Here is a 16,166-nt window from a genome sequence, read left to right on the forward strand (position 1 = left end):
GTTTCTACCATTGTACTGTAATCAGGCGTTACATGGTGGATGCGGGAGCGTTGAACCGCGAATTCCGATCAGCGCCTCTGACCGGCGCTGGCTGCTGAAGCGTTCTGGACGGAGCGACCGCGCCACGCAACAACGGACGTTGGCGGTGCTGGCTGAAATGTTTGCCGGGCAACGAAAAGGGCATAATGCAACGCGGCATGTGTGTTATAATGTCGCACTGTCGCAGTGTGGCGACTGTCTCGCCGTTGAGGTGGTCGTGGTTTTGCATACCTCCAGGAAGCAAAGACAGCGCCAATGGACCGCATTCTTGTGACTGAGCCGATTGCCGAGGAAGGGCTTGCCCGTCTCCGTGCCGCAGCACACGTCGATGTGCGCACCGACCTGGACAAAGCAGGTCTGATCGCCATTCTTCCCGAATACGACGCACTCATCGTCCGCAGCGCCACCAGAGTCACCGCCGAGGTGCTGGCGGCAGGAACCCGTCTGCGCGTCGTCGGGCGCGCTGGAACCGGGGTCGATAATATCGATCTCGAAGCCGCCACCCGCCAGGGTATTATGGTTGTTAACGCGCCCGCCTCGAACAGCGTCGCCGTGGCGGAACTGACGATTGCGCTCATCCTGAGTCTGGCGCGTCATATCCCGCAGGCGCACAGTTCAGTCGTGGCGGGAAAGTGGGAGCGCAACCGCTTCATGGGTTTCGAGGTGCGCAACAAGACGCTGGGGTTAGTTGGGTTGGGTCGGATCGGCGCCGAAGTTGCACGTCGCGCGCGTGGGCTGGAAATGCACGTCGTCGCCTACGATCCGGTCGTCTCCACCGAACGCGCCGCCCAACTCGGCGCGACCCTCGCGCCGCTCGAAGAAGTCCTGGCACAGGCGGATATTGTCTCGCTGCACGTGCCGCTGATCGATGCCACGCGCAACATGATCGATGCAGCGCGTCTGGCGCAGATGAAACGCGGTGCGTACCTGATCAACGCCGCGCGCGGCGGCGTCGTGGACGAGGCGGCGCTGCTCGAAGCCATCGAAAGCGGTCATCTCGCCGGAGCTGCGCTCGATACTTACTCGACCGAGCCGCCGGTCGGCAATCCGCTGGTCGGTCATCCGCGCGTGATCACCCTCCCCCATCTCGGCGCATCCACCGTCGAAGCGCAGGCATTGACCGGCGTCGATGTCGCTGAGGGGGTTCTGGTGGCGCTGGCGGGCGGGTCGCCGCACTACGCCGTGAATGCCCCCTACATTCCGCCTGAGCATCGCGGTCTGGTTGCGCCCTATGTCGATCTGGGGCGACGCCTGGGAATGCTCTGCGCCGGTCTGGTGCGCGATCCGGTGCGCAACTTCGAGATCGAGTATCGCGGTGAACTGGCAACCGTCGATACCACGCCGGTGCGCCTGGCAGTCCTGCAAGGGCTGCTTGCCACAACCCGCGAAGAGCGCGTCACGCCGGTCAACGCGCCGTTGCTGGCGCGCGAACTGGGGTTGAAATTGACCGAGTTCTCAACCGACGAGGCAGGAAACTTTTCCGGGCTGCTGGTGCTGCGCGCCCAGACGAGCGACGGCGCGCGCGAGTTTGCCGGGACAATTCTGCGCGGTGAACCGCACGTCGTCGAAGCGGACGGTTTTTGGGTCACGTTTGTGCCTGAAGGTCCGATGCTCTTTACCTACCATCGTGACCGCCCCGGTATGATCGGCAAGGTCGGCACCCTCCTGGGCGAAGCCGATGTCAACATCGCCAGCATGGATGTGGGGCGCCTGGCGCCGCGCGAGCAGGCGATGATGGTGTTGCGCCTGGACGACCCGGTGCCGCCGCATGTCATCGCGCGTCTGCGTGAAGAACCGGATATCCAGCACGCGACGACGTTGATCATTTAGGTTTGACCGTTGCGCAGCGCTCCGCCTCCTTGTCGCTCTGACGGGTGGAGCGCTGCTATTCTGGCTGCGTGTGCGGTTCGGTCCGCCCATGGTCGTTCTGACAGGCGATTTTCCTCCTGCCAAACCCCTTGATAGCCGAAATGGAACGTCTGCGTGTATCGCGGTTTTTGCCGTTCTTGGGAGACGATAGGGATGACGCAGGCGCTTCGGCAGCGCGACAGGCGAGCGTCACTGATCGTGAGCGGGTCTCGTGCGGCGTCTCAACGACGAGACGCCGCACACACCGTCATTGCCCGCAGGGGGCGCGGCATGCCGCGCCCCGACGGCTCTGCCTCAGCGTGGCATCGCCGCAATCTCCCCATCCGGGTGCGCCAGCGCGCCTCCGCGTCGGCACAACGAGCGGGAGTGATGACGGCGCTGCATCAGGTTGCATGCTTCGTCTCAATGACTATATATCGGAGCGCGCGCATGCGGGTGGGACGCCTGCGCACCCGGTATGCACATGGTTCACGCACCTGATCAGGACGTTGTGGCGATTAACCAGAAGTGAACATATACGGACATCTCTTGACATGGGATCATGCGTTGATATATGATTTTGACCACGTCCTGCACAGCAGGCGCAGGTGTTGTTCATCGATGCCCGCAAGATGGGCCAGATGGTGGATCGCACTCACCGCGAGTTGACCGACGAGGAGATTGCCCGTATCGCCGACACCTACCACGCCTGGCGAGGCGAAAAGGAGGCAGGCGAATACAAGGACGTTCCCGGTTTCTGCAAGAGCGCCACGCTGGACGACATCCGCAGGCACGGCTATGTGCTGACACCGGGGCGCTACGTGGGCGCAGAGGCAGCGGAGGACGACGATGAGCCGTTCGAGGAGAAGATGAAGCGGTTGGTGGTGCAGCTGCGCGAGCAGCAGGCTGAAGCGCGGCGACTGGATGAGGCGATCTGGAGGAACATAAAGGAGCTGGGCTATGGCTAAACAAAACGTGCAGCAGCCCGCCACACCATTGCCTACCGGCTATGCAGAACTGCTAGATAGCCTCAAATCACGCATTCGCCAGGCCCAGGTGCGCGCCGCCCTCTCGGTTAATCGCGAGTTGGTGTTACTCTACTGGCATATTGGCCGAGATATTCTTCAGCGGCAAATACAGGAAGGCTGGGGCGCCAGAGTGATCGACCGCCTGGCGCAAGACCTTGGACGTGAATTTCCAGAAATGAAGGGCGTTTCGCCGCGCAATCTCAAATACATGCGGGCGTTTGCCGAAGCCTGGACCGATGAGCACATTGTGCAAGAGGTGCTTGCACAAATTACCTGGTATCACAACATCACACTGCTGGAGAAAGTCAAAGACCCCGCCGATCGGCTTTGGTACGTCCAGCAGACCATCGAGCACGGCTGGAGCCGAAACGTGCTGGTGCACCAAATCGAGAGCGGACTCTACCAGCGGCAGGGAAAAGCAATCACCAATTTTGATCGCACCTTGACTTCACCCCAGTCAGACCTGGCGCGCTCGCTCCTCAAAGACCCCTACGTCTTCGACTTTCTCTCGCTTAGACCCGAAGCGCAAGAGCACGACCTGGAGCGCGCCCTTTTGCACCACCTGCGCGAATTCTTGCTGGAGCTGGGCAAGGGGTTTGCTTTCGTTGGCGAACAGTATCGCCTGGAAGTCGGTGGTGAAGAGTTCTATATCGACCTGTTGTTCTACCATTTGCGCCTTCGTTGCTATGTGGTCATCGAACTCAAGATCGGTGAATTCAAGCCAGAATATGCTGGCAAGGTGAATTTCTACCTCTCTGCAGTGGACGACCTATTGCGCCATCCTGAAGACCGCCCCAGCATCGGACTCATTCTGTGCAAGAGTCAGAACCGATTGGTGGTGGAGTATGCCTTGAGGGATATGAACAAGCCAATGGGTGTTGCGACCTACCGCCTCACTGGCGCCTTGCCTGCCGACATGCAAGCGAGCCTGCCGAGCATCGAGGAACTGGAAAAGGAGTTGGGCTATGACGCTTGAGGATCTTTTGCAAGCGAAGCGGGAGGACATCCTGAAGGTGTGCGCCAGGTACGGCGTGCATAACGTGCATGTCTTCGGTTCCGTCGTCCGTGGGGAAGCCGATGAACAGAGCGACATTGACCTGATGGTTGACTTCGAGCCGGGACGCAGTCTGCTCGACCATGCCGGACTGTGGCTTGAGCTTCAGGATCTGCTGGGGGTCAAGGTGGACGTGGTGAGCAGTCGCGGTATCAAGGCGCGTATCCGTGAGCGAGTGTTACAAGAGGCAGTCTCCTTATGAGACATCGGGAAGTAGGTGGCGCGCCCTGGCAAAGCCTTTCATCACGCCTACCCTGAGAAACCCTGACCGCAGATTGTCGCTATGCGCAACGTGCTCATTCACAAACACTCTGGGGACAGACCCGGCTCAGGTCTGGGAGACGTGGAAGGGAATGAGGCGATGGCGCGGGCGCTCGTCAAGGCGTGGTTCGTGGACTTCGAGCCGGTGTGCTACGTGCGCGCAGAGGCGGCGGAGAACGACGATGAGCCGTTTGAGGAGAAGATGAAGCGGTTGGTGGTGCAGCTGCGTGCGCAACAGGCGGAAGCCGCCAAACTCGACGCCGCCATCGCCGCCAACCTCAAGAAGCCGGGCTATGGCGGGTGAGCAGGGTATATTAAACGGAAATAGGACACCGCTTAATAACGATCAGTCCTATTAAACGATCGTTGAATAACAAGGGCGCGGGACGATGAAGCGAGGCTTGACTGGAGAATACCACATCACCCGCACAGGGGCCGAGGAGGTTCGTGCTTTCATTCCCTTCCCGCTTCCACCGAACCCTCCACTGGATCTTACGGGCCGCCGGGGTCGCTTGCTGGAGCAGGCGACGCTCGCTCTCGGTCGACTCGACAGCGTCACGCTTCTCCTGCCCGATCCCGGCATTTTCCTTTACGCCTACGTGCGGCGCGAGGCCTTGCTTTCCTCCCAAATTGAGGGCACGCAGTCCTCTCTCTCTGATTTGCTGCTCTTCGAGATGGAAGAAGCCCCCGGTGCGCCTGTCGAAGACGTTGTGGAGGTCTCTAACTACGTGGCCGCTTTGGAACACGGCTTAGAGCGCCTGCGCGATAGCTTCCCCTTTTCTAACCGTCTGATTCGAGAAATGCACGCAGTGCTGCTGTCGAGGGGCAGGGGGAGCGAGAAATTGCCCGGAGAGTTCCGGCGCACCCAGAATTGGATTGGAGGTACGCGTCCTGGTAACGCACACTTTGTCCCGCCACCGCCAGATAGGGTGGAAGACTGTATGGCAGATTTGGAGCGTTTTCTTCACGACCAGCACCTGCCCTACCCGACCATTGTTCGAGCGGCTCTGGCGCACGTGCAGTTTGAAACTATCCACCCGTTTTTGGATGGCAACGGGCGCATCGGACGTCTGCTCATCGCTTTTATCCTGCATCACGAGGGTGTTTTGCAAAAGCCTTTGCTCTATCTGAGTCTCTATTTCAAGCAGCATCGCAGCGAGTACTACCGACTGCTAGACCTGGTGCGAGCCGAGGGGGACTGGGAAGCCTGGCTTGATTTCTTCCTTGAAGGCGTCGTGCACACCGCACAAAATGCTGTTGAGACCGCGCAGCGCCTGGTGGCTTTGTTCAAAGAAGACACACAAAAGATTCAGGCAGCGGGTCGGATGTCCAATACCGCATTGCGCGTGTTCAACGTGCTGTGCCAGCGACCGCTTCTGACCGTGAACGAAACCTGCAAGCGCGTAGGGCTGACATTCCCTGCGGTGGCCAAAGGCCTGGAAACGCTTGCCAGGCTCGGTATCGCGCGAGAGCTCACTGGCCAAAAGCGCAATCGCATCTTTGCCTACGACCGCTACCTGGCAATTCTCAACGAGGGCACGGAACCGTTATGAAGCCCGATACTCGACAAAGGCAGGTGAGGAGTTGGGGTATGACGGGTAAGTGGCGGCGGCATTCAGTAAGCACCCTGATTGAGCGAGGTGCGCTCATTGTAGGTGATGGCTACCGCGCAAAGAATGATGAACTGGCATCGTCTGGCTTGCCTTTTGCACGCGCAGGTAACATCAACAACGGCTTTCAGTTCGACGACGCAGACCACTTCCCAGAATGCAGCCTCTCACGAGTTGGGAACAAGATCAGCCAGCCCGGTGACGTCGTATTCACGTCAAAGGGTACCGTGGGGCGCGTTGCATTCGTCCGACCGGATACACCCCGGTTCGTATACTCCCCTCAGCTCTGTTTCTGGCGGTCGGTTGACAAAGATTTGATCGATCCGCGCTTCCTATACTTCTGGATGTACAGCCACGAGTTCTTTGTCCAGTACAAGGGCGTAGCCGGGCAGACCGACATGGCGGAGTATGTCAGCCTCTCAGATCAGCGGCGAATGCATATCACGCTGCCACCCCTCCCCGAACAACGCGCCATTGCCCACATCCTCGGCACGCTGGACGACAAGATCGAACTGAACCGGCGCATGAGCGAGACGCTGGAGCAAATGGCGCGGGCGCTGTTCAAGGCGTGGTTCGTGGATTTCGAGCCGGTGCGCGCGAAGATGGAGGGTCGCTGGCGGCGCGGCGAGTCGTTGCCGGGTCTCCCTGCCCATCTCTACGACCTGTTCCCCGACCGCCTGGTGGATTCGGAGCTGGGGGAGATACCGGAGGGGTGGAGAGTTGGAACCGTAGACGAGGAATTTGATTTGACCATGGGCCAATCACCGCCTGGTGACACCTACAATGAGATAGGAGATGGAGTGCCTTTCTACCAGGGAAGCTCAGATTTTGGCTTTCGTTTTCCAACGCGTCGCATGTACTGTACCGTGCCAACTCGACTTGCAAAGGCTGGAGATACATTGGTTAGCGTGCGTGCTCCTGTGGGCGATATCAACATACCTTGATTGCTAGTTGACGACCACCGACACCTCTGGCACGATCGCGGTTGCCCAACCAACATCATCGCCAGGAGGAGCCGATGGACGCCTATTGGATTATAACTGCTTTTGTCGTGATCGACACGCTGATGGAACACCTGGGGCATCGCAGTGATGTGCGGGCGCAGGTCCCCGACTCCGAGATTCTGACGATTGCGGTCGTCGCCGCCAAGTATGTTGGCAGTCATCACGAACGGGCGGCGCCGATGATGCGCGCGTTGGGCTATCTGTCGGGGCGGATCAGCGTCTCGCGCTTCAATCGTCGTCTGCATCAGCTCGCCGATTGGATGGCCTGGATTCCGGACGTGTTGGGGGAGGTGTTCACCACGGGCGACGTGTTCATTATCGATAGCCTCCCCCTGCCAGTCTGCCGTCGTGTGCGCGCCCGGCGCTGTCGGAAGGCGCGCGGGCGCGAATTCTGCGGGTAGTGCGCGGCGAAACGGGAGAAGGTCTTTGGATGGCGTGTGCATCTGGTCTGCCGCCCGGATGGCGTGCCCGTACGCGTGCAGATGCTGCCCGCAGGGGTGCACGACCTGACCCCAGTCCATGAACTGGCGTATGGCCTGCCCGCCGGGGCGCGGCGGTTGGGCGATAAAGCCTACAATAGCGCCGCTGATGAGGCCAGCATCCTGGCGGAGACGGGGGTGCGCCTGGTCCCGGTGCGCCGGGCGAACATGCGTCCGCACGCCTGGTTTATGGACGCCATCGAATTGCGCGCGTATCGTCATACGATTGAGACGGTCAACAGTCAACCGGAGAAGATGGGCATTGAGCGGCTTTACGCACGTACCAATGCCGGGTTTGAACTGAAGGCGCCTTGATACGCGCTCATTGCACTCATCTGTACGAACATGAACTAGCAATCAAGGTAACATGTCTCTGGAAGAATGCGCCATTGGGCGTGGCGTTGCTGCCGTGCGGCACAAGACAGGGAGCCGCTCGCATTCCTATCACTTTATGTGGTCTATCAGATCAGTGTTAGCGCGGTTCGAAGCGGAGGGGACGGTCTTCGGCTCGATTGGGAAAAAGGATTTCCACGCTATCACCTGTGTGAAGCCGTCTCGGGATCTTGTGTTAGCTTATGAAGCGTGCGTGTCGTCCCTTGATAATCGCATTGAAGTCAACGAACGCAAATCCCGCACCCTCGCCGCCCTGCGCGACACGCTGTTGCCAAAGCTCATCTCCGGCGCGCTGCGGGTGAAGGATGCGGAACGGTTTTTGGAGGAGCGGGGGGTATGCTAATTATCAATGAAAATCAGATTGACGAGTGGGTGCGTGCTAACGCACGGAATGCCCAGGGATTGATTGTCGAGCTTGTCTGGCGTCTTGTTGCTGCATCATGCCCTAAGCCACAAGAGCGTCGCTTTCCGTTAGCAGATAGCATTGGGCAACATGGCCCTGACGGCATATTGGATACCGTCCTTGGCTTCGATCCGTTCGTTCCCGATGGACGATCGCTCTGGGAAATTGGTACAGGTTTGAACGCCCGTGATAAAGCTATTGAGGACTATAACGGTCTCACAGCCGCGATACCAGAACATATCAGGAAAGACTCTACGTTTGTATTTGTGACCCCACTCTCTGCACGACGGAATTGGGAGTACACATGGAAGGAAAATGCCCAGGCTCGCTGGATTGAAGAACGTCGCGGTAGAGGTGAGTGGAAAGATATTCGAGTCATTGATGGAACCAAACTGATCGACTGGATTCATCATTTCCCAGCCATTGAATTGTGGCTTGCGGAGAAGATCATCCCTGGTTTACCTGCAAACCAGATCGAAACGCTGGAACAACGTTGGGAGATCTTGAAATCTACAGGCGAGCCACCCTCACTAACTCCGGATGTATTTTTGGCTAATCGGGCCGAAGCCTGTGAAAAACTAAAGGAATTATTGGACGGAACGATTACTCAGCTCAAACTGACCACACACTTTCCTGACCAGATTGTTAATTTTGTCTCTGCTTATGTAGCATCGCTCGATGTTGAGGCTCAAAAGGAAGCTGTGACTCATTGTCTCGTCGTCAAAGGGGTCGAAGCCTGGGATACACTTTGTCACCAAAGAAACAAGCTCATTCTGATTGCGGACGCGTCTCTGGATTTGGTCGGTGAAACTGGGACAAGACTCATCCAGAAGGCACTTGGAGCAGGTCATGCTGTGGTGTTTGGTGGACCACAGGGTGGGATCCCGACTCCAACGAGTGTGCCGCTGCCTAATCCGAGCGTATATCAGGTTCAGAAGGCTTTACAAAAAGCCGGGTACAATGAGGAACGAGCGCGAACGTTGGTACAAAGAAGTGGTGGAAATCTCGGTTCGTTGCTTCGATGTATGCAGAATCTCTCCCTATTGCCAGAATGGGCGAAGATATCAGATGCGGCAGATTTAGCTATTGCTCTGCTTTTGGGGTCCTGGCGTGACTCTTCAGAAGCAGACTGTAAGGTTGCGGAGGATCTGTCCGGGAAACCATACGAGGAATGGATTGGAAAGATGCGTGAAATTGCCCTTCGCCCAGATACACCCCTGATCCACCAAGACGGAAACTGGAAGTTCATATCACGCTATGAAGGCTGGTACGCGCTGGGACTAAGGCTTTTTGATGAGCATTTGAACCGGTTCAAGGCAATCGCCGTTTCAGTGCTGCGGGAGCCGGATCCGCAATTTGAGCTGGAACCTGAAAAACGGTACCTGGCCAGTATCTACGGAAAAGTGCTGAAACACTCTCACCTTCTCCGTAATGGCATTGCGGAATCGTTGGCGCTACTCGGCAGTCATCCTCAAGCTCTGAAATTCTGCAGATCGGAGAAGGCCGAAGCGACGGCAATTCTGGCAGTACGTGAAATTCTGGCAGACGCTGACTGGGTGCGCTGGGCCAGTTTGAACGATCGAATGCCCTTGCTCGCGGAAGCAGCTCCGAGCGAATTTCTGGATGCGATTGAGGAAGCATTGCGGAAAGACCCTTGTCCGTTTGATGAGTTGTTTGCACAGGAAAGGGGCGGTTTTACCGGTCGTACTTATATTCCTGTCCTTTTGTGGGCGTTGGAGACGCTGGCGTGGGATGAACAATATCTGGTTCGGTCCTGTGTCGCCTTAGCTGAACTTGCCAGCCGTGATCCCGGAGGTCAGAGGGCTAATCGCCCGGCAAATTCACTTGCAACCATTTTACTGCCCTGGTTGCCACAGACGCTTGCGTCTATTGAAAAACGCAAGGTAGCAGTAAAGACAATCCTCCTTAATGAACAGCCTGATATTGGCTGGAATCTGATCATTCAGCTTCTTCCCCATCAACATCAAATCTCTTCTAGGGCGCACAAACCAATCTGGCGCAAGACAATCCCAGATGATTGGAAAGAAGGTGTTACGAATCAGGAATACTGGCAGCAGGTGTCTTTTTATGCAGATCTTGCCGTGACTGCCGCAGGCCAGGATGCTGCTCGGCTTTCAACATTGATAGACCACTTCGATAAGTTGCCCCAAGCCGCTTTTGATCAACTTCTCCAGACTCTAGCCTCCGAACCCATTGCAGAACTCCCCAAAGAGCAACGACTTTTGATATGGAACCATCTCACCAGATTCACAAACAAACACCGACGGTTTTCCCTCGCGAAATGGGCATTGCCCGACGAACTGATTACCCACATTGAACAAGTTGCCCAGCAGCTTGCACCCGAAGATTCGTTCAATTTGTATCAGCACCTCTTTACTGATCGTGATTTCGATCTCTACGAAAAGAGTGGAGATTGGGAAGAGCAGCAAAAGAAACTCAACGAACGACGCGGCACAGCCATTTCAGAAATCTTCCAGCAAAATGGTATTGAAGGCGTCATCCGATTTGCCGAATCCGTTTCCTCACCTCGTAAGGTAGGGTTCGCACTTGGTGCTATTCCTGATCCGGTCATCGAGAAAACGCTTTTACCTCGCTTTCTGGACTCCGCAGACGACAAGCACAAGACGCTGGTGAGTAGTTTTATCTGGCGGCGTTGCCATCTCAAAGGTTGGGAGTGGTGCGATAGAATCGATACATCTGATTGGACACCAGCGCAAGTAGGGCAATTTCTGGCATGTTTGCCCTTTACCAAGGAAGCGTGGGATCGAGCTTCTACATGGCTTCAGATACACGAAAGTGAATATTGGACCCGCACTAGCGCCAATGCTTATCAGACCGATAACGATCTTACTATTGCTGTTGAGAAACTCATTGAACATGGCAGGCCATGCGCGGCGATCGGTTGCCTGGACAGAATGCTTCACGACAAACAACAAATCGATACTAATCAATGTGTTCGAGCGTTGCTCGCAGCGCTTTCCTCTAGTGAGTCCAAATACACCATAGACGGGTATCACATCGTCGAACTGATTAAGTTTCTTCAATCAGAGCCTACGGTTAACCAGGACGATCTTTTTAGAGTGGAGTGGGCATATCTCCCCTTGTTAGACTGGCATAGCGGAGCTGCACCCAAACTCCTTGAAAGTCGACTGGCCAATGTCCCCGAGTTTTTTTGTGAGGTCATTCGACTGATCTACCGTTCCAAGAAGGAAGATCAGCCGCCGAGAGAAACCACCGAGGAGTCAAGGGCAATCGCAACAAATGCCTGGCGGCTACTGTATAAGTGGAGGACACCGCCGGGAACACAAGAAGATGGAACCTTCAGCGAAGAGCGCTTCACCGAATGGCTCCAAAGGGTAAAGGAAATCTGTACAGAATCTGGTCACCTTGAAGTTGCACTCGTCAATATTGGCAAGGTATTGATCTACACCCCACCCGATCCAGACGGCTTATGGATACGCCGCGCTGTCGCTGCCGCATTGAATGACCGTGAAGTTGATGACATGCGTGCCGGTTTCAGCACAGGGACATACAACTCACGCGGTGTTCATTGGGTTGATCCAACCGGAAAGCCGGAGAGAGAGTTGGCTGAACAGTTCCGGAGAAAAGCCGAGGAAATAGAGAATGCCGGGTTTCATCGGTTTGCGGTTACCTTGAGAGAGTTGGCAGGCGTCTACGACCGCGAAGCTGAACGCATCGTTGCTGAGCACCGGGAAGAGGAGAGTTGATCTTGTTCTCCGAATCCACCATCGAAGTCCGCCGCCCTCGCCTGGCTAGAAGCTTCTGGCTGGCAGGTTGCGCACACACTGACAGCCGGGCAGTGTTACTATGGCGTCGCGGCGCTGACGGGGCGGCTTCGCGACGCGCTGCTGCTCCAGATCATTCCCATTGAGTTGTGATGCCAGGCGTCGGAATTTTCTTTCAGGAGCGCGCCTGATGAACGGGACGCCCGAAATTGTCATCTACGAAGGCGGCGAGGCGCGCGTCGAAGTGCGCGTCGAACGTGAAAACGTCTGGCTCAGCCTGCAGCAACTGGCTGATTTGTTTGGACGCGACAAGTCGGTGATTTCGCGCCATTTGAGGAATATCTTCGCCACGGGGGAGCTGGAGCGCGACTCAGTTGTTGCAAAAAATGCAACAACTGCCGCTGATGGGAAAACCTACCTTGTCGAATACTATAGCCTCGACGCTATTATCTCCGTGGGCTACCGGGTAAACTCGACGCGCGCCACGCGCTTTCGCCAGTGGGCTACACGCATCCTGCGCGACCATCTCCTGATTGGCTACACGCTGAACGAACGCCGACTGGCAGAGCGTGGTCTGGCAGAAGCGCAACAGGCAATCGCGCTGCTGGCGCGCACCCTTATGACCCACGCGCTCGTCACGAACGAAGGTCAGGCTGTGCTCGACGTGGTGCAGCGCTACACCCGCTCCTGGCAGTTGCTGCTGGCATACGACGAACAGCGGTTGTCCGACCAGCCGCGACATGCCATCGCGCCACGTGCAGCACTGCCAGTAGAGGATGCCCGTGCTGCAGTGGCAAGCCTGCGCAATGACCTCGTGGCGCGTGGCGAAGCCGGACCGCTTTTTGGCCAGGAACGGGGCGAGACCCTGGCTGGCATCCTGGGCGCGATTGAGCAGACCTTTGACGGTAAGCCCCTCTATCCAAGCGTCCAGATACGGGCAGCGCATCTGCTCTATTTCGTCATCAAGGATCATCCCTTCGCCGACGGCAACAAGCGCATCGACTCACTGCTCTTTCTCGAATACCTGCGCCGAAATGGGTTACTGCTACGCGCTGATGGCGCGCCGCGTCTTGCCGCCAACGCTATGGTGGCGCTGGCTTTGCTCATCGCCGAAAGCGACCGCACGCAGAAGGATCTGATGATCCGCCTGACCCTTAACCTTCTGGAGGACGACGAATGATGAGTGAGCGTCACTTCTGTGAATCCACCATCGAATCCGCTGCCCTCGCCCGGCTAGAAGCTTCTGGCTGGCAGGTTGCGCACGGTCCCGACCTCGCCCCGGGCACGCGGACAGCTGAGCGGCGCGACTATGGCGAAGTGGTGCTGACCGGTCGGCTCCGCGACGCGCTTGCCCGCCTCAACCCCGACCTGCCTGTCGAGGCGCTGGACGACGCCTTCCGCCAGCTCACGCAGCCCCAGGGCGCCGATCTGATCCAGCGCAACCGCGCGCAGCACCGCCTGCTGGTGGACGGGGTGACGGTCGAGCACCGCAATGCCGGGGGCGCGATCTGCGGGGCGCAAGCCAGGGTGATTGACTTCGACGACCCGGCGAACAACGACTGGCTCGCAGTCAATCAGTTCACGGTGGTGGAAAACAAGCACACGCGCCGTCCAGACATAGTGCTGTTCGTCAACGGCCTGCCGCTGGCAGTGCTGGAGCTGAAGAACGCCGCCGATGAAAAGGCGACGATCTGGACGGCCTGGCAACAACTCCAGACCTATCAGGCTCAGATCCCCTCGTTGCTGGCTACCAACGCCGCACTCGTCATCTCCGACGGCCTGACAGCGCGCGTCGGCGCGCTCGGTGCGGGGCGCGAGTGGTTCAAGCCGTGGCGCACCATTCACGGCGAGGCGCTGGCGGATCCCCATATGCCCGAATTGCAGGTGGTGATCGAGGGACTCTTCGCGCCGCGCCGTTTCCTCGACTTCGTCCGTGACTTCATCGTCTTCGAGGACGATGGCAGCGGACGGCTGATCAAGAAGATGGCCGGGTACCACCAGTTCCATGCGGTGCAGGTGGCAGTCGCCGAAACGCTGCGCGCCGCCGAACTGGCGCGCACTGATCAGGTGGCGGAGGAGCGTGGGCGCTATGAGGCGGGACGCAGGCCCGGGGGCAAGCCTGGAGATCGGCGTATCGGCGTGGTGTGGCACACGCAGGGTTCGGGGAAGAGCCTGACCATGGTGTTCTATGCTGGCCGTATCGTCCGCGAGCCGGCAATGGAGAACCCGACGATTGTCGTGCTCACCGACCGCAACGACCTCGACGACCAGCTCTTCGCCACCTTCGCGCGCTGCCGCGACCTGCTGCGCCAGCCGCCGGTGCAGGCCGAGAGTCGCGTCCACCTGCGCCAGATTCTGTCTGTAGCAGCGGGCGGCGTGGTGTTCACCACGATTCATAAGTTCTTCCCGGAAGAGAAAGGCGACCGCCACCCGACGCTCTCCGAGCGGCGTAATATCGTGGTGATCGCCGATGAGGCGCACCGCAGCCAGTACGACTTCATTGACGGCTTCGCGCGCCACATGCGCGACGCCCTGCCGAACGCTTCGTTCATCGGCTTTACCGGCACGCCGATTGAAAAGACCGACGCCAACACCCGCGCGGTCTTCGGCGATTACATCAGCATTTACGACATCCAGCGCGCCGTCGAGGATGGCGTGACCGTGCCGATCTACTACGAGAGTCGCCTGGCGAAGCTTGCCCTCGACGAGACGGAGCGACCGAAGATCGACCCGGACTTCGAGGAGGTCACCGAAGGCGAGGAGGTCGAGCGCAAGGAGAGGCTCAAGAGTAAGTGGGCGCAGTTCGAGGCCATCGTCGGCGCGGAGAAACGGCTCAGGCTGGTGGCGCGCGACATCGTCGAGCATTTCGAGAAGCGGCTGGAGGCACTGGACGGAAAGGCGATGATCGTCTGTATGAGCCGACGTATCTGCGTCGAGCTGTATCGGGAGATTGCCCAATTGCGGCCGCAGTGGGCAGCCGATGACGACGAGCGGGGCGCGATGAAGGTGGTGATGACCGGCTCGGCCTCCGACCCGCTCGACTGGCAACCTCACATCCGCAACAAACCGCGACGCGAGGCGCTTGCCAACCGTTTTCGCAATCCAGGCGATCCGTTCAGGCTCGTGATTGTGCGCGACATGTGGCTGACCGGCTTTGACGCGCCCAGCCTGCACACGATGTACATCGACAAGCCGATGCGCGGCCACGGTCTGATGCAGGCCATTGCGCGCGTCAACCGCGTCTTCCATGACAAGCCCGGCGGCCTGGTGGTGGACTACCTGGGGCTGGCGCACGAACTCAAGGCTGCGCTCGCCACCTATACCGAGAGCGGCGGTACCGGCCAGACGACCGTCGATCAACAAGAGGCCATAGCACTGATGCAGGAAAAGTACGAGATCTGCTGTGGCATCCTGCACGGCTTCGACTGGTCGGATTGGATAAGCGGCGACCCGCAAGCGCGTATCGGTCTGTTGCCCGCAGCGCAGGAGCAGGTGCTGTCGCGCGTGAACGGCAAGGAGCGGTTCATCCAGGCGGTACGCGACCTGACCAGGGCGTTCGCGCTCGCGACGCTGCACGAGGAGGCAATCAAGATCCGCGACGATGTCGCCTTTTTCCAGGCGGTGCAGGCAGCGCTGACCAAACGCGCACCCGGCGAGATGCGTCCGGAGGATGAGCTGGATCACGCCGTCCGCCAGATCATCGCTCGCGCAGTCGCTCCTGCAGGCGTTATAGATATCTTCACGGCAGCCGGGCTTCAGAAGCCCGACATCTCGATTCTCTCCAACGAATTCCTGGCCGAGGTGCGCGGCATGCCACAGCGAAACCTGGCGGTAGAAACGCTACAGAAACTGCTCAAGGGGGAGATCAGTACGCGCCAGCGAAAAAATGTCGTCCAGGCGCGCTCCTTCGCCGAGATGCTGGAGCAAACCATCCGCCGCTACCAGAACCGCGCCATCGAGGCGGCGCAGGTGATCGAGGAGCTTATCTCCCTGGCCAGGGACATGCGCGAGGCCGATGCGCGTGGCAAGAAGCTGGGACTCTCCGAGGAGGAACTGGCTTTCTACGACGCTTTGGAGACCAACGATAGCGCGGTGAAGGTGCTGGGAGACGAGACATTGAGGACGATCGCGCGCGAATTGGTCAAGACCGTGCGGAGCAACGTCACTATCGACTGGACAATCCGTGAGAACGTCCGGGCGCAACTGCGCGTGTTGGTGAAGCGCATTCTGCGCAAGTACGGCTACCCCCCCGACAGGCAGTAGAAAGCGACGCAAACCGT

Annotated in this window: 9 protein-coding genes and 4 pseudogenes; all 13 read left to right on the forward strand. The window is 58.4% G+C overall.

Going from position 1 to position 16,166, the window contains the following annotated elements:
- Positions 1–294: 294 nt before the first annotated feature.
- Positions 295–1,869, forward strand: coding sequence for a phosphoglycerate dehydrogenase (gene serA / locus ROSERS_RS01400; protein WP_011955064.1), 1,575 nt, complete (start codon positions 295–297; stop codon positions 1,867–1,869).
- Between the two features lie 614 nt (positions 1,870–2,483).
- A pseudogene (locus ROSERS_RS01405) lies at positions 2,484–2,855 on the forward strand (N-6 DNA methylase); the annotation flags it as partial.
- Positions 2,848–3,891, forward strand: a complete 1,044-nt coding sequence (locus ROSERS_RS01410) for a PDDEXK nuclease domain-containing protein (protein WP_011955065.1) — start codon at positions 2,848–2,850, stop codon at positions 3,889–3,891. The pseudogene ROSERS_RS01405 and the gene ROSERS_RS01410, both read left to right, overlap by 8 nt.
- Positions 3,881–4,171 (forward strand): nucleotidyltransferase family protein, encoded by a 291-nt coding sequence (locus tag ROSERS_RS01415; protein WP_011955066.1) that lies wholly within the window; start codon positions 3,881–3,883, stop codon positions 4,169–4,171. The genes ROSERS_RS01410 and ROSERS_RS01415 overlap by 11 nt, the downstream gene beginning before the upstream one ends.
- 159 nt (positions 4,172–4,330) lie before the next feature.
- Positions 4,331–4,534: a hypothetical protein gene (locus ROSERS_RS01420; protein WP_041332709.1), complete on the forward strand. Its 204-nt coding sequence runs from the start codon at positions 4,331–4,333 to the stop codon at positions 4,532–4,534.
- An 85-nt stretch (positions 4,535–4,619) separates the two neighbouring features.
- Positions 4,620–5,783 (forward strand): Fic family protein, encoded by a 1,164-nt coding sequence (locus tag ROSERS_RS01425; protein WP_011955068.1) that lies wholly within the window; start codon positions 4,620–4,622, stop codon positions 5,781–5,783.
- A 38-nt stretch (positions 5,784–5,821) separates the two neighbouring features.
- Positions 5,822–6,566: pseudogene (locus tag ROSERS_RS23845) on the forward strand (restriction endonuclease subunit S); the annotation flags it as partial.
- Between the two features lie 292 nt (positions 6,567–6,858).
- On the forward strand, positions 6,859–7,245 hold the full coding sequence (locus ROSERS_RS01435; protein WP_041332711.1) for a hypothetical protein: 387 nt from the start codon (positions 6,859–6,861) through the stop codon (positions 7,243–7,245).
- A 21-nt stretch (positions 7,246–7,266) separates the two neighbouring features.
- Positions 7,267–7,638, forward strand: a pseudogene (locus ROSERS_RS01440) (transposase); the annotation flags it as partial.
- Positions 7,639–7,690: 52 nt separating this feature from the next.
- Positions 7,691–8,059, forward strand: a complete 369-nt coding sequence (locus ROSERS_RS01445) for a hypothetical protein (RefSeq protein WP_041332715.1) — start codon at positions 7,691–7,693, stop codon at positions 8,057–8,059.
- Entirely contained in the window at positions 8,053–11,868 is a 3,816-nt protein-coding gene (locus ROSERS_RS01450) for a hypothetical protein (RefSeq protein ID WP_011955069.1), read from the forward strand. The genes ROSERS_RS01445 and ROSERS_RS01450 overlap by 7 nt, the downstream gene beginning before the upstream one ends.
- A gap of 208 nt (positions 11,869–12,076) precedes the next feature.
- The gene (rhuM, locus tag ROSERS_RS01455) at positions 12,077–13,066 is read left to right on the forward strand and encodes a RhuM family protein (RefSeq protein ID WP_011955070.1); all 990 of its coding nucleotides are present in this window, start codon (positions 12,077–12,079) and stop codon (positions 13,064–13,066) included.
- Positions 13,066–16,146: pseudogene (locus ROSERS_RS01460) on the forward strand (type I restriction endonuclease subunit R); the annotation flags it as partial. The gene rhuM and the pseudogene ROSERS_RS01460, both read left to right, overlap by 1 nt.
- Positions 16,147–16,166 lie beyond the last annotated feature (20 nt).

It is taken from the genome of Roseiflexus sp. RS-1, assembly GCF_000016665.1.
GTDB lineage: Bacteria > Chloroflexota > Chloroflexia > Chloroflexales > Roseiflexaceae > Roseiflexus.